The organism is Klebsiella sp. KE9456 (assembly GCF_043832615.1).
In the GTDB taxonomy this organism is placed as follows: Bacteria; Pseudomonadota; Gammaproteobacteria; order Enterobacterales; family Enterobacteriaceae; genus Klebsiella; species Klebsiella indica.
Map to the genome: position 1 here is coordinate 80,500 of NZ_JBDYQK010000012.1, position 14,992 is coordinate 95,491.

General features: G+C 54.3%; 13 protein-coding genes. 8 read left to right on the plus strand and 5 right to left on the minus strand.

Translation table 11 applies throughout. The features are described from left to right. Positions 1 to 1,032 carry a methionine synthase gene (locus tag ABK821_RS13970; RefSeq protein ID WP_138362199.1) on the plus strand — a complete coding sequence of 344 codons (1,032 nt, stop codon included), beginning with the start codon at positions 1 to 3 and terminating at the stop codon, positions 1,030 to 1,032. A gap of 140 nt (positions 1,033 to 1,172) precedes the next feature. Here the strand turns inward: ABK821_RS13970 and ydfZ are convergent, their stop codons facing one another. After that, positions 1,173 to 1,376, minus strand: a complete 204-nt coding sequence (gene ydfZ / locus ABK821_RS13975) for a putative selenium delivery protein YdfZ (protein ID WP_138362200.1) — start codon at positions 1,374 to 1,376, stop codon at positions 1,173 to 1,175. 322 nt (positions 1,377 to 1,698) lie between these two features. Between ydfZ and cybB the strand changes: the two genes are divergently transcribed. From cybB to ABK821_RS13990, 3 genes are all read left to right on the plus strand, one after another. Then, a complete protein-coding gene (gene cybB / locus ABK821_RS13980) occupies positions 1,699 to 2,226 on the plus strand; it encodes a cytochrome b561 (protein ID WP_138362201.1) in 528 nt (175 codons plus the stop codon). A 295-nt stretch (positions 2,227 to 2,521) separates the two neighbouring features. After that, on the plus strand, positions 2,522 to 2,797 hold the full coding sequence (locus tag ABK821_RS13985) for a metal/formaldehyde-sensitive transcriptional repressor (protein ID WP_138362202.1): 276 nt from the start codon (positions 2,522 to 2,524) through the stop codon (positions 2,795 to 2,797). Between the two features lie 22 nt (positions 2,798 to 2,819). After that, the gene (locus ABK821_RS13990) at positions 2,820 to 3,938 is read left to right on the plus strand and encodes an S-(hydroxymethyl)glutathione dehydrogenase/class III alcohol dehydrogenase (RefSeq protein WP_343178407.1); all 1,119 of its coding nucleotides are present in this window, start codon (positions 2,820 to 2,822) and stop codon (positions 3,936 to 3,938) included. Between the two features lie 50 nt (positions 3,939 to 3,988). Here ABK821_RS13990 and ABK821_RS13995 read toward each other — a convergent pair whose 3' ends face one another. From ABK821_RS13995 to pcaH, 4 genes are all read right to left on the minus strand, one after another. Then, positions 3,989 to 6,361 carry a glucose/quinate/shikimate family membrane-bound PQQ-dependent dehydrogenase gene (locus tag ABK821_RS13995; RefSeq protein WP_308563350.1) on the minus strand — a complete coding sequence of 791 codons (2,373 nt, stop codon included), beginning with the start codon at positions 6,359 to 6,361 and terminating at the stop codon, positions 3,989 to 3,991. 479 nt (positions 6,362 to 6,840) lie between these two features. Beyond that, complete coding sequence (locus ABK821_RS14000) at positions 6,841 to 7,764, minus strand: LysR substrate-binding domain-containing protein (protein ID WP_138362205.1); 924 nt, start codon at positions 7,762 to 7,764, stop codon at positions 6,841 to 6,843. Positions 7,765 to 7,933: 169 nt separating this feature from the next. Beyond that, a complete protein-coding gene (gene pcaG, locus ABK821_RS14005) occupies positions 7,934 to 8,554 on the minus strand; it encodes a protocatechuate 3,4-dioxygenase subunit alpha (RefSeq protein WP_138362206.1) in 621 nt (206 codons plus the stop codon). Next, on the minus strand, positions 8,551 to 9,291 hold the full coding sequence (gene pcaH / locus ABK821_RS14010) for a protocatechuate 3,4-dioxygenase subunit beta (protein WP_138362207.1): 741 nt from the start codon (positions 9,289 to 9,291) through the stop codon (positions 8,551 to 8,553). Before pcaH ends, pcaG begins: the two co-directional genes overlap by 4 nt. A 237-nt stretch (positions 9,292 to 9,528) precedes the next feature. Here pcaH and ABK821_RS14015 point away from each other — a divergent pair, with 237 nt between their 5' ends. The 4 genes from ABK821_RS14015 (at position 9,529) to rimL (ending at position 14,954) form a co-directional block, all read left to right on the plus strand. Next, positions 9,529 to 10,872, plus strand: coding sequence for a VOC family protein (locus ABK821_RS14015; protein WP_343178406.1), 1,344 nt, complete (start codon positions 9,529 to 9,531; stop codon positions 10,870 to 10,872). Between the two features lie 46 nt (positions 10,873 to 10,918). Next, the gene (locus ABK821_RS14020; protein ID WP_343178405.1) at positions 10,919 to 12,427 is read left to right on the plus strand and encodes a carboxylesterase/lipase family protein; all 1,509 of its coding nucleotides are present in this window, start codon (positions 10,919 to 10,921) and stop codon (positions 12,425 to 12,427) included. 244 nt (positions 12,428 to 12,671) lie between these two features. Then, positions 12,672 to 14,327 carry a glucan biosynthesis protein D gene (locus tag ABK821_RS14025; protein ID WP_138362210.1) on the plus strand — a complete coding sequence of 552 codons (1,656 nt, stop codon included), beginning with the start codon at positions 12,672 to 12,674 and terminating at the stop codon, positions 14,325 to 14,327. Between the two features lie 60 nt (positions 14,328 to 14,387). Next, entirely contained in the window at positions 14,388 to 14,954 is a 567-nt protein-coding gene (gene rimL / locus ABK821_RS14030) for a 50S ribosomal protein L7/L12-serine acetyltransferase (protein ID WP_138362211.1), read from the plus strand. Positions 14,955 to 14,992: the final 38 nt, after the last annotated feature.

Below are 14,992 nucleotides of genomic sequence, written 5' to 3' on the forward strand. Positions count from 1 at the left end.
ATGAAAACGTTGTTACCCACTTCGACTGCCGGTAGTTTACCGAAGCCTTCCTGGCTTGCACAACCTGAGACGCTCTGGTCCCCCTGGAAATTACAAAACGAAGAGTTAGTTGAGGGGAAAAAAGATGCGCTGAGTCTGGCCCTGTACGATCAACTCCGTGCCGGAATTGATATCGTCAGCGATGGCGAACAAACGCGTCAGCACTTTGTCACAACCTTTATTGAGCACCTCAGCGGTGTCGATTTTGAGAAACGTCAGGTGGTTAAAATTCGCGATCGCTATGATGCGAGCGTACCGACGGTGGTGGGGGCCGTTGAGCGCCAGAAACCTGTTTTTGTTGAAGACGCCAGGTTTCTACGGCAGCTCACTAAAAAGCCGATTAAGTGGGCGCTGCCGGGACCAATGACGATGGTCGATACGCTCTATGATAGCCACTATAAAAGCCGTGAAAAACTGGCCTGGGAATTCGCAAAAATTCTCAACCAGGAAGCGAAAGAACTGGAAGCTGCCGGCGTCGATATTATTCAGTTTGATGAGCCTGCCTTTAATGTTTTTTTTGATGAAGTGAATGAGTGGGGAATCGCCGCGTTAGAAAAAGCCATCGAAGGGCTTAAATGCGAAACCGCCGTTCATATCTGTTATGGCTATGGCATTAAGGCCAATACCGACTGGAAAAAAACGTTGGGATCGGAGTGGCGACAATATGAAGAAGCGTTTCCTAAACTGCAAACCTCCGCGATCGATATCATTTCACTGGAGTGCCATAACTCGCATGTGCCAATGGACCTGCTTGAACTGATTCGTGGCAAAAAAGTGATGGTTGGGGCCATTGACGTGGCAACCAATACCATAGAAACAGCGGAAGAGGTCGCCGCGACGTTACGTAAAGCACTTCAGTTTGTTGATGCCGATAAGCTCTATCCTTCAACTAACTGCGGAATGGCTCCGTTATCTCGTCGGGTAGCCAGAGGTAAGCTCGATGCGTTAACGGCCGGCGCAGAAATTATCCGCAGAGAATTGCAGGCTAAATAATCGGGCCAACTGGCTGAAATTGACCCGTTTTTGCGCATTATTCTCCTGTTCGTTACAGGAGAGCGCCTTCCCGGCGCCGTTTGCCGAACCTCTGATTTTCCAGAGTGTTGTCAGTCGGCGCCGCAGCAATATTCACGTTCTTAGTGGAACCCCAGGCGGATCAGTTCGACAGGTTCGAACTTGCCTTCATTGCCTTCGACTTCAACAGTTTTGTTGCGACGTAATTGGGCTGGAGTTAACCCATTGGAATGTATGGCAATAATTCTACCTGTCTTACCTGTCCCATTAATCATCACCTGGCTTCCGTTGGTAATGGGATTGCGGTTACGATCGTAAGTGACCATGGTTACTTCTCCTCTTAATGCTTTGGTATCGAAAAATCCGCGCAATAACACTCAGGGCATACCCCGGTAACGGACGTAATACAAATACTCCTCTGCGTCGGTTATTTTTTTGTGTTTGATCAACATCACACTTTTTTGTCGTATGTAAAGGACGATTTACCTGCGAGTGGTCGGACGGTTAATTGCTTTCGCCGATAACGCCAGTACGCCCCGGCAGAGGTGTCTATGGGGTATTGTTTTTTATAAGTACGTAAACGTTAATGATTTTTTAATAAAAGGTGGCTATGTTGACGGCATCACAGCGTCTTTAAAGGGTTTTTCCATGCGCGATAAATACTCCGGCATACAGATTGGTATCCACTGGCTGGTCTTTCTATTCGTGATCGTTGCTTATGCCGCGATGGAACTGCGGGGCTTTTTTCCACGTAGCGCACGGCCAGCCATTAATATGCTTCATGTCTCATGCGGGATCGCTATCTTTGTTCTGATGGTGGCGCGCTTGTTAGTGCGACTGAAATTTCCGGCACCGCCGATTGTACCCAAACCGTCACCAATGATGACGGGCTTTGCTCACCTCGGTCATCTGATTATCTATCTGCTGTTCATTGGGCTGCCGGTGATTGGCATGGTGATGATGTATTATCGCGGTCATCCCTGGTTTGCTTTTGGTCTGACTATGCCGCATGCGGCGGAAAGCGACTTTGAGCTGGTGGATACGCTGAAAGGGTGGCATGAGCTGCTGGCCAATACAGGTTACTTTATTATTGGCCTGCATGCGCTGGCAGCGCTGATGCACCACTATTTATGGAAAGACAACACGCTGCTGCGGATGATGCCCCGCAAACGCTAATTGCGCTGAAAACCTGCCGCTGCGCAGTCCGCTCGACTCCCGCGTCATCTGGCGGAGCGGGCGCGACTCGTGGTGAGGGACTCGCCCTTCCAGGGCCAGCACAAGCGCTGTTCAAAATTGCTCCGGGACATTTTGTTTCGTCTGGCTGAGCAGATTTACGCTGCGAATCGATGATCCTTCACCTCAGTTAAACGCAAATTCTCATCGCTATGCTACGGTTAAAACGGCGAGTTAATTTGCCTCTTTATACGAATCAATATAGTATACCCCCCTATATAATATGGAGGGCGTAACCATGCCACATTCACCTGAAGATAAAAAGCGCGCCCTCAGCCGGGTACGGCGCATCCGCGGCCAGGTCGAAGCGCTCGAACGGGCGCTGGCGTCCGGAGAACCCTGTATGACCATTCTGCAACAGATTGCCTCTATTCGCGGCGCGGCTAATGGTCTGATGGGAGAAATGGTTGAAATTCACCTGAAAGATGAACTGGTCAGCGGTGAAACAACGCCCGATCAGCGGGCCGCCAGAATGGCGGAAGTCGGCCATCTGCTACGATCCTATTTAAAATAAAATCACCATGAGGAAGAGAGATATGAAATCACGTGCAGCCGTCGCGTTTGGCCCGGGCCAGCCGCTGAAAATTGTTGAGATTGACGTCGCGCCGCCGAAAAAAGGCGAAGTGCTGGTCAAAATCACCCACACTGGCGTTTGTCATACCGATGCCTTCACCCTTTCAGGCGACGATCCCGAAGGCGTTTTCCCGGCGGTTCTCGGCCATGAAGGCGGCGGTATTGTGGTTGAAGTCGGTGAGGGCGTGACCAGCCTGAAAGCAGGCGACCACGTTATTCCTTTGTATACCGCCGAATGTCGCGAGTGCAAGTTCTGCAAATCAGGTAAAACCAACCTCTGTCAGGCGATCCGCGCCACTCAGGGTAAAGGCCTGATGCCGGACGGCACCACCCGTTTCTCTTATAACGGCGAGCCGATTTATCACTATATGGGCACCAGCACCTTTAGTGAATATACCGTCTGTGCGGAAATTTCCCTGGCGAAAGTGAACCCACAGGCGCCGCTGGATAAAGTGTGTCTGCTGGGCTGCGGCGTGACCACCGGTATCGGCGCGGTACACAATACGGCGAAAGTGAAAGAGGGCGACACCGTGGCGGTCTTCGGCCTCGGCGGGATCGGCCTCGCGGTGATCCAGGGCGCGGTGCAGGCGAAAGCCGGACGTATTCTGGCGATCGATACCAACCCGGAAAAATTCACTCTCGCTAAAGAGATGGGGGCGACCGACTTTATCAACCCCAACGACTACGATAAGCCGGTTCAGGACGTGATTGTTGAACTGACCGATGGCGGCGTGGACTTCAGCTTTGAATGCATTGGTAACGTTAACGTGATGCGCGCGGCGCTTGAGTGCTGCCATAAAGGTTGGGGGGAAAGCGTGATTATCGGTGTGGCTGGCGCCGGGCAGGAGATCAAAACCCGTCCGTTCCAGCTGGTGACCGGGCGCGTCTGGCGTGGTTCGGCGTTCGGCGGCGTTAAAGGGCGTACCCAGTTACCGGGGATGGTGGAAGAGGCAATGGCGGGCAAAATTCGTCTTGATCCGTTTATTACCCACCGCATGCCGCTGGACCAAATCAATGAGGCCTTCGACCTGATGCATCAGGGGAAATCAATTCGTACCGTTATTCATTTCGGCGAGAATTGATCTTTCTGACGCTAACAATAACCCGGGCATACCCGGGTTATTCAACCGTATTACTTCCGATCCGGCAGCGCGTAGGCGATGATGTAATCGCCACGATCCGGTGACTGGCGAGCGCCGCCGGCGTTGATGACGATATACTGCTTGCCGGTTTTTGGCGACACATAGGTCATCGGCCCGGACTGGCTTCCCACCGGCAGACGAGCTTTCCAGATCTCTTTCCCGTTAGCGGTATCAAATGCCCGCAGATAGAAATCCTGAGTGCCAGCAAAGAACAGCAGGCCGGACTGGGTTGACAATGACGCGCCCAGGGTCGGCATACCGATAGGGATGGGCATATGCATGCGGATCCCCAGCGGGCCAGTGTCTTCGACGGTGCCCACCGGAACCTGCCATACCAGTTTGCCGGTTTTCAGATCGACAGCCGACAGGGTGCCGAAGGGCGGTTTCTGGCAAGGAATACCCAACGGCGACAGGAAACGCTGGCGCATCGCGCCGAACGGTGTACCGTCCATTGGCACAATACCCATCTCAATACCGCTGGCGTTTTTCGCTACTTTTGCGCGTGGCACCATATAGTTGGCGAGACCGAGGCGCATATCGTTAACGAACATCAGGCTGTTATTCGGGTCAACGGACACGCTTCCCCAGTTCATGCCGCCTAAAGAGCCCGGATACTGCAAAGAACGATCTTCGCCCGGCGGCGTAAAGATGCCCTGGTGGCGCATTTCTTTAAACTCAATACGGCACAGCAACAGATCGACTGGCGTTGCGCCCCACATATCCGATTCTGTCAGCGTTTCGTTACCGATCATTGGCATTCCGACGGAGTAGGGCTGGGTCGGGGAGTAGCGTTCGCCTTTGATGTTGCCAGCCGGAACCGGACGTTCTTCCACTTTCGCGACGGGCTGACCGGTTACCCGGTTGAGCATAAAGATCATGCCCTGCTTGCTGGTTTGAACCAGCACCGGCGTCGTGCCGCCTTTACCGTCAGGCAGATCGTACAGCAAAGGTTGAGACGGCAGGTCGAAGTCCCACAGATCGTGATGAGTGGTTTGGTAATGCCAGCGTACCTGACCAGTGGTCGCATCAACGGCAACGATAGATGAACTGTATTTATCGTCGAGCGGGGTACGTTCGCCGCCAAAGAAATCCGGTGTAGCGTTACCAGTTGGTAGATAAATCAGATTCAGTTTCGCGTCATAAGACATCGCCGACCAGACGTTAGGTGTCCCGCGAGTATATGTCTGGCCTGCTGGCGGTTCGCCAGTCAGATTCGGGTTACCCGGATCCCATGCCCACGCCAGCTTACCGGTATGTACATCATAAGCGCGAACGACGCCCGGAGGCTCGCCGGTGGAGAAGTTATCCGCCACGCGACCGCCCACCACCACTAAGTGGCCTGCAACCAGCGGTGTTGAGGTTTGCTGATAGTAACCCGGTTTGATTTCTCCCATACCGACGCTGAGATCGACAGTACCGTGGTTGCCAAAGTCGTCGCATAGTTGGCCATTGTCGGCATTAATGGCGATCAGACGGGCATCAATGGTTGGCAGAAACAGACGACGGGTACAGGCGGCAGGTTGCGCGTCGGTGACTGGCGTCGTCCGGGCCTGGCTATCTTCGTAATAACCTAAACCACGGCAGCGCTGCCAGTTAGGAGAACTGGCTTTTGAATCGTAGCGCCATTTCTCTTTACCGCTATCCACGTCCAGCGCCAGTACTTTACTGTAAGGGGTGCAGACGTAAAGCGTATCGCCAATCTGTAGCGGTGTATTCTGATCCTCCGCCCCAGCGCCATTGCTCTGTGGAATATCGCCGGTATGGGCAATCCACGCGACCTTCAACTGGTTAACGTTCTGTTTGTTGATCTGGTCAAGCGCGGCGAAACGGTCACCGTGGGTGGTGTTGCCCCAGTTCTCCCAGTTTTTTTGTTCTTCGCCAGCGGCGACAGGTTTTACCGGTACCGCTTCAGTGGCGCTGACCAGCGGCTGGGATTTGAACATCCAGCCGAAGCTGGCCAACAGCACAATAGCGATCACCGCCGCGAGGCTAAATGCCGGACCTTTTTTCGCTGGCGTGGCTGAAAGGAACGGCCAGAGCAGCGCTGAAAGACAGGCCAGTACGCCAAAGGTAAACAGGCGCGAGAACAGCGGCCAGTAGGTCCAGCCAGCGTCACCGATCGCCCAGATGATCGATGCAATAAACGCAATTGCATAGAGTATGAGACCGCTGCGGCGGTGACGGAAAATGAGTACCGAGGCGATAACCATCGCCAGGCCCATTATCGCGAAATAGAAAGTGCCGCCGACAGCGATGAGTTTTGCGCCGAGAATACCGATTGCCAGGCCAATGATGAGCATCAGCCCGGCAAGAATCCACTGCAGGATCCGAGGGAGCCCACGTGGCGCATTGTCAGTTGCCATTTTTTCTCCTTAACCATGCCGGAACAGGCATGAACCATATGGATCAATTTTTGAAGTAAGATCTTTGAATGAAGGCATAATAACCGTCATAAAAGCAGGTATTTTTGCTATTATTGATTTCAAATGAATCATTTGGTGAAATCGAGAATATGATAGATCTGTTAAATAAATTTACGCAATTGTTAATGAATTATTCCGCACTAATTGATTATCGAGGTAAATGGCATGGGCTGCGGCCATAAAAAAAGCGGCAAAACGTAAGGGGAGTCTGTTCGCTTTTGGGCGGGTTTTCGTGAAAATGGCGCATCATTTGTTTTCACCCCTGTGATTCAGCGGTCGTTCTGTTCACCGTCAGACGAGGGTATTTGTCATTTTTCTCGCCAGTGAACGGCCAGAGGACGGTTTCTCTGGCATTGCGCTGAAAACCTGGTGTGGTGTGCGCCGCGCCAGGTGTATCTGGCGCACCGGAAAAAGACGCATCAGACGGGCATTGATTTACGAATGGCGCTAAGTAAGGTTTGAGTGCCTGCGGTAAGTGTCGCGTCTACGCGGGTCAAAATACCGATAGGTTCGCCGGTTCCCTGCGTGGGGATCGGCAGCGCAGCCAACAGGCCACGGCGAAGATCGTCCTTAACCGCACCAGAGGGGACAAACCACACGTAATCATAGTCGACCGTCAGTTGGCGCGACAGGGAGGCTGACAGTGTTTCGATACAGCCAGCAGGGATTTTACATCCCTGGCTTTGCAGTAGCGTTTCGGCGTTCTGGCGAGGCAATGTGCCTTTTGGCGACACCACTACCGGCCACTCCATGACCCGGCTTAATGTCACGGTTTCTTGCAGTAGTGGGTGTCCGGGGCGGACTACCAGTTTCAGTGATTCGAGAAACAGCAGCTCGTAGTTCAAACCACTCATTAATTCCGGATCGGACATCCGTCCGATACCAATATCGATTTCTCCCGATTTCAGCCCAGCCAGCAACATGGTGTTGTTCATGGTCGCGACCTGCAGCGTGATATCTTTTTGCTGCCGATGAAACTGGCCAATGACCGAGGGCAAAATACCCAGCGCGGCGGTGGGGAGCGCGCCGATGCGCACAATGTCGCTATTAAGGCCTTCTTTACGATTGAGCGCCTGCCCGGCGCTATTAAGGGCGTCAAGCACCTTAACGGCATGGGTGAGGAACTGTTCGCCAACCAGCGTGAGCTGTGCGCCCAGCCGCCCGCGCTCAAACAGACGCGTGCCGGTCAACTGCTCCAGTTCATTCAACGTCTTGGATAAAGCCGGTTGGCTAAGGTTTAAGGTTTCAGCCGCACGCCCAAGGGTTCCCTGTTGAGCGACGGCCACGAAAGTATGTAAATGGCGCAAGCGAATGCGCTGACTGAAAAGACCATTTTTTTGCATAATTCATGTTAAGAACAGAGGTGTGTCGGTGGCAAGTCCGAATGTTTGTAATTGTTAACTTAATAGCAAAGTATTATTAACATCTCATATTATTATTTTACAAGCTGAATTTTGCTGAGCGGGGTAAAATTGCCGCCCGGCCAGCAGGGGCGGCAAAGGAAGAGAAAACTCAGATATCGAAGAAAACGGTTTCGTTCTCCCCCTGTAAATGAATATCGAACCGATAAACGATTTCAGTGCCACGTACCTCACGCTGGGCGATTAACGTCTGACGGCGCACTTCCCATTCAATCAGATTCAGCACCGGATCGGCCCGGTTGGCATCGACCTCGTCGGAGAAGTACATCCGCGTGTTAAGACCAATATTAATCCCCCGTGCGACTATCCATAGATTGACGTGCGGGGCCATGAGACGACCATCGCGCCCGACAACGGAGCCCGGTTTAATGGTTTCAAAGCGCCAGATACCGCTGGTGAAGTCGGAACAACTGCGTCCCCAGCCGCGGAATTCGGTATCCAGTTTCTTGCTCTGCTGGCGATCGTCGGGATGGTTATAGCGCCCGGCGGCGTTGGCCTGCCAGATCTCCAGCAGCACATCGCGCACCGGCGTCCCGGAGCCATCAATCACCCGGCCTTCAAGGGTAATATGTTCGCCTTCGGTCCCCGGCGTGGTGAGGATCGGGCCGAAGTTCTTTTCAAAAATATGAAACCCGGCGGCCTCCGGTGCGAGACCGATGTGTACATAGGGTCCTGCGGTTTGCGAGGCGGTTTCAGGTAAAAAATTTTTCATCGGGCGGCCCCCTGAGTGCGGTTTTCAAACAGCGTCGCACGATGACCGCGCAGCACGAGGTCAAAACGGTACGCCAGGCAATCCAGCGGTACGGCGGCATGGGTGTCCAGCGCGGCGATTAATGTCCGAATGGCATCATCATTATTGATGGTTTTGACAATGGGGCACTGTTTAATCAGCGGATCGCCTTCGAAATACATTTGGGTAATTAACCGCTGCGCCCAGGCGTCCCCGGAAAGCGAGAAGTGAATATGCGCCGGACGCCAGTCGCTCACCTGATTACGCCAGGGATAAGGGCCTGGCTTGATAGTGCGAAAACAGTAGTAGCCGTTTTCATCGGTCAGCACCCGGCCACAGCCGCCAAAGTTAGGATCGATAGGCGCCAGATACTGATCTTTTTTATGCCGATAGCGTCCACCCGCGTTGGCCTGCCAGACTTCAACCAGCGTGTTCTTCAGTGGGCGGCCAAAACCATCCTGTACGTATCCGTGTACGATAATACGTTCGCCAATGGGCAGGCCATCTTTGGCGTAGTTAAGGATCAGGTCGTTATCCAGCGCGCCGAGATCGTCGCTGCTGAATACCGGCCCGGTGATTTCTGAGAGTGAGTTTTGTAGTGAGATCAGCGCATTGCGCGGTGAGCGCAGAACGCTGGTTTTGTAGCCCGGCGCGTAAGCCGGGGGATGGCTGCTATAGTCGCGATGTACAACCTCGCGCGGTGACCATTTCTCGTTCATAGGGTACTCCGTCTTATCGGTAGAGAGGCATGTTGTTGTCATATCGCCACACGCAGTGTGTGTAAATATATTGTTAATTTAAAGTGAAATTAATGGGTGTTTAACATAACCAGTGGTTATGAATTATTCCGATCAGCAGTGGCCGTCAGCTATCGACATCACAGTTTGTAAATTCTTCCCACTCATTGCGGGGACCTTTTCTACACTCCAGGGAGAATTCACTGGAGGTATAACATCATGGCGAACACCATCACGGCTGATGAGATTCGGGAGTGCTTTTCACGGGCGATGTCGGCGATGTATCAGCAGGAAGTTCCTCAGTACGGGACGTTAGTGGAGCTGGTTGCCGATGTGAATCTTGCGGTACTGGAAAATAACCCGAAGCTGCATGAACAACTGGCGAATGCCGATGAACTGGCGCGCCTTAATGTTGAACGTCATGGCGCGATCCGCGTCGGTACGGCAGCGGAACTGGCGACCTTGCGCCGTATGTTTGCCATTATGGGGATGTATCCCGTTAGCTATTACGATCTGTCACAGGCGGGAGTCCCGGTTCACGCCACCGCGTTCCGTCCGATAGACGATGAGGCGCTGGTGCGCAATCCGTTTCGCCTTTTTACCTCGCTTCTGCGGTTAGAGTTAATCGCGAACGTCTCCCTGCGCAACCGGGCGGCGCAAATCCTCGCAGGTCGGGATATTTTTACGCCTCGTTGTCGTGAGCTGATCGCGCTTCACGAGCAGAAGGGGGCGTTCAGCGTCGCGGAGGCGCATGAATTTGTTGAACAGGCGCTGGAAACCTTTCGCTGGCATCGCCATGCCACCGTTGATGAAGAGACCTATCGCGCCCTGCACGCCGAGCACCGTCTGATTGCCGATGTGGTCTGTTTCCCCGGTTGTCACATTAATCATCTGACGCCACGCACGCTGGACATTGACCGGGTGCAGGCGTTGATGCCTGAGAGGGGCATCGCCCCGAAAGCGCTGATTGAAGGACCGCCGCGCCGCGATGTACCGATTTTATTGCGCCAGACCAGTTTTAAAGCCCTTGATGAGCCGGTAATGTTTGCCGGAGAGCATAGCGGTACGCATACCGCCCGCTTTGGCGAAATTGAGCAGCGCGGTATTGCGCTGACGCCAAAAGGGCGCGCGCTGTATGACCGGCTGCTTAGCGAGGCGGGGGTGGGTAAAGATAATCTAAACCATCAGCGCCATCTGCAGGAAGCGTTCAGTCAATTCCCGGATAGTGAATTTCTGCTGCGCCAGCAAGGTCTGGCATGGTTCCGCTACCGCCTGACCCCGATCGGTGAAGCGCATCGTCAGGCGTTTCGTCCGGGCGATGATCCGCAGCCGTTGATCGAACGCGGCTGGGTTATTGCGCAACCGATTATTTATGAAGACTTTTTACCCGTGAGCGCCGCCGGTATTTTTCAGTCGAATCTCGGCAGCGACAGCCAGCCCCGCAGTCACGGTAACGCCAGTCGCGAGACTTTTGAGGCGGCGTTGGGTTGCCAGGTGTACGACGAGTTTGTTCTGTATCAACAGGCGGAAGAACGCAGCAAACGACGTTGCGGTCTGCTGTAAAATCAGTACTCTGCTGGCATGAGTTGTTAAAGGAAGCAAGCAGGTCATGCAAAATTCGTCCACTCCGCTGGTGAAAACCCGGCAGGGCATATTATCCGGTACCGCTGAAGATAACATGCATATCTGGCGCGGCATTCCCTATGCGGCGCCGCCGGTCGGCGATCTTCGCTGGCGCGCGCCGCAGCCTGCCGCACGCTGGCAGGGCGTGCGTCGGGCGGATACCTTTTCCGCCGCCAGCTGGCAGGATATTGAATATTGCCGTGAACTTGGCGGTGGCGATCCGGGGCGCTTTTCTGAGGATTGTCTTTATCTCAACGTCTGGTCGCCCGCGTCACGCGCGCAGCCGCTGCCGGTGATGGTCTGGCTGCATGGCGGCGGTTATACCATCGGCGCCGGGAGCCTGCCGCCGTATGATGGCAAAGCGCTGGCTTCCCGTGATGTCGTGCTGGTAACGGTCAACTACCGTCTCGGACACCTGGGCTTTTTTGCCCATCCGGCGCTGGAGGAGGAAGAGGGCGAGCGCATATATAATTTTGCGCTGCTTGACCAGATCGTCGCCCTGCAGTGGGTTCAGGAGAATATTCATGCGTTTGGCGGCGATGCCGCCAATGTAACGCTGTTTGGCGAGTCCGCAGGCGCCCGCAGCGTGCTGTCGTTAATGGTCTCGCCAAAATCCAGGGGGCTATTCCACAAGGCGATAATCCAGAGCGGCTATACCTTGCCGGATCTGCCGCGGGAAAAAGCGCTGGCAAAGGGGCAACTGATCGCAGAACACTTCGCCTTGCCGCAGGCCAGCGCCGAACAACTACGAGCAATTCCGGCGGAGGCGTTCTGGCCGTTAACCGCGCCGCTCACGCTCGGCCCGGCGCCAATCGTTGGCGACGTCGTCCTGCCGCAGCCGATGCTGGAGACTTTTTTTCGCGGGCGTCAACATCCGCTGCCGGTCATGATTGGCTCTAACAGTGATGAGGCCAGCGTTATGACGGTATTTGGCGTCGATATCGCCGGACAAATCGCGAAACTGCGCCGGGAACGCCGGTTCGGGCTTGGCTTAATTAAGCTGCTTTACCCTGGCGTGAAGGGTGATGAAGCGCTGGGGCGTGAAGTGTGCCGCGACATGGCCTTTACCACCCTGGGCTACGTCGTGATGCAGGCGCAGCAGCGGGTAGGGCAACCGTGCTGGCGCTACTGGTTTGACTATGTTGCTGAAGCGGAGCACCAGACCTATCCCCATGGGGCATGGCACGGTAATGAAGTGGCATATGTTTTTGATAATCTCGACCTTGCCGAGCCGGTACGCCATTATGCGAATGATAACGATCGGGCATTTGCCGCACAGGTCGCCGACTATTGGGCTAACTTCGCCCGTTTAGCCGGTAACGACTGTCATGAACTCGCCGGGCCGCTACGCTGGCCAGCCTGCGTGCGCGGGCGGGACCGGCTGTTACGCATGGGTTTGCGCAAGCAGGCCGGTTTCAAAGTGGAAAACCGTTTTATGCGCGCGCGTCTGGCGCTGTTTCGCCGGGTGATGAAACATCATGTCACGCTGGATTAACGTCTTCTGAGCGATTGCATGCGGATGCCTGGCGGGCAGATCCCTTTGTCGCTGTACACCAAAGGGATTCAGCGTCGCCTCGGCGATATTCGGTCTGGTCTGGTAGACATATTTTTTTCACAGGTTTTCTGTCGTCGACAATTGGATTATCAACCGTTTTTGTCTAGAGTGAGCGACATCCACGACGCATGGGTTTGTTACGTCGCGTCTCAATTCACATATGAAGAAGGATGCTTTCTCAGGCATGAACCGCAGACGTTTTCTCAAATCTTCCATGGCTGTTGCCGCTGTATGCGGAACGTCAGGAGTAGCCTCTCTATTTACGAAAGCCGCATTTGCCGAAGATTCGGCAATTGCCGACGGACAGACGCGTCGCTTTGACTACGCGGTGCTACAGTCGATGGCCCACGATCTTGCCCGTCAACCCTGGGGCGGCGCACCTCGCGCGCTGCCGCCGACGCTGGCAAACCTGACGCCGCAGGCCTACAACAGCATTCAGTATGACGCGGCGCACTCCCTGTGGAATAACATTGACGAACGCAAGCTGGACATCCAGTTTTTCCACGTGGGTATGGGCTTTCGCCGTCGGGTACGGATGTTCTCCCTGGATGCGCAAACGCAGCAGGCACGGGAAATCCACTTTCGTCCTGAATTGTTTAAATACAACGATGCCGGTGTTGATACCCGCCAACTGGAAGGCCAGAGCGATCTCGGTTTTGCCGGATTCCGCGTCTTTAAGGCGCCGGAGCTGGCGAGACGCGATATTGTCTCCTTTCTTGGCGCCAGCTACTTCCGCGCGGTGGACAGTACGTATCAATACGGGCTCTCTGCGCGCGGTCTGGCTATCGATACCTTCAGCGATACGCCGGAAGAGTTCCCGGACTTCACCTCCTTCTGGTTCGAGACCGTTAAGCCGGGCGCAACGGTATTTACCGTCTATGCGTTGCTCGACAGCCCAAGCGTGACCGGCGCCTATAAATTTGTTGTCAACTGCCAGGAAACACAGGTGATCATGGATGTGGAGAACCATATCTATGCGCGCAAAGATATCAAACAGCTGGGTATTGCGCCGATGACCAGTATGTTCAGCTGTGGCACCAACGAGCGGCGGGTGTGCGACACTATTCATCCACAGATCCACGATTCCGACCGGCTGTCGATGTGGCTGGGGAACGGCGAATGGATTTGCCGCCCGCTCAATAACCCACAAAAACTGCAGTTTAACGCTTTCCAGGACAAGAACCCGCGGGGTTTTGGGCTGTTGCAGATGGATCGCGACTTCTCTCACTATCAGGATGTTATGGGCTGGTATAACAAGCGTCCGAGCCTGTGGGTCGAACCGCGTAATCAGTGGGGGAAAGGGGCGGTCAGCCTGATGGAGATCCCGACGACCGGTGAAACGCTGGATAATATCGTCTGCTTCTGGCAGCCAGCGAAACCGGTAAAAGCCGGGGATGCGCTGGATTTCCGCTATCGCCTTTACTGGAGCGCGCAGCCGCCGGTCCGCTCACCGCTGGCGCGGGTCATGGCGACGCGTACCGGAATGGGCGGCTTCCCGGAAGGCTGGGCGCCGGGTGAACATTATCCGGATAAATGGGCGCGCCGTTTTGCCATCGATTTTATCGGCGGCGATCTGAAAGCTGCCGCGCCTAAAGGGATTGAACCGGTGATTACCTTGTCCAGCGGCGAAGCAAAACAAATAGAAATTCTCTATGTTGAACCATTCGATGGCTATCGCATCCAGTTTGACTGGTATCCAACCTCTGATTCGACCGACCCGGTTGAGATGCGTATGTTCCTGCGTTGCCAGGGGGATGCGATCAGCGAAACTTGGCTGTATCAGTATTTCCCGCCAGCGCCGGATAAACGCAACTATGTTGATGACCGGGTGATGAAGTAATTGCTGTTCTGCCCGCAGAGGTGACTTTGTGGGCGTTTCTTTTTTTGCCCGGAGTGTGCTATGCCTGATGAAAATACCCCTGCGATAGAACAAATTCCTGTCACTGAATCGCTTTTCCTGCGCGCGGTTGATGAGCGTTACGTGACGGAACTGCACCAACTGGTGATTAAAAACCGGGTTTGGCTTCAGCAGTCATTGAACTGGCCCGCGGATGTCAGTCACGAAGACGAAACCCGCCGCCATGTGCAGAGCAACATGATGCTGCACCAGCGTGGCTATGCCAAAATGTTTTTACTCTTTCTGGATGAGAAGATAATCGGCGTGCTGTCGTTTAACCAGATTGAACCGATCAATAAGGCCGCATATATCGGGTACTGGATTGATGAACGCCACCAGGGGCAGGGGCTGCTTTCTCAGGCGTTGCAGGCGTTTATGGACTATTTTGCCCGTAACGGTACGGTCCGGCGCTTTGTGATTAAATGCCGGGTATCGAACCTCAGGAGCAATCAGGTGGCGCTACGCAACGGTTTCAGCCTTGAAGGGTGTCTGAAGCAGGCTGAATTCCTTAATGGATCGTATGATGACCAGAACATCTACGGGCGAATTATTGATTTTTCGCGGCAATAACCTAAAGGGGCGCTCAGGCGCCCGCTGGACAGGCGCGT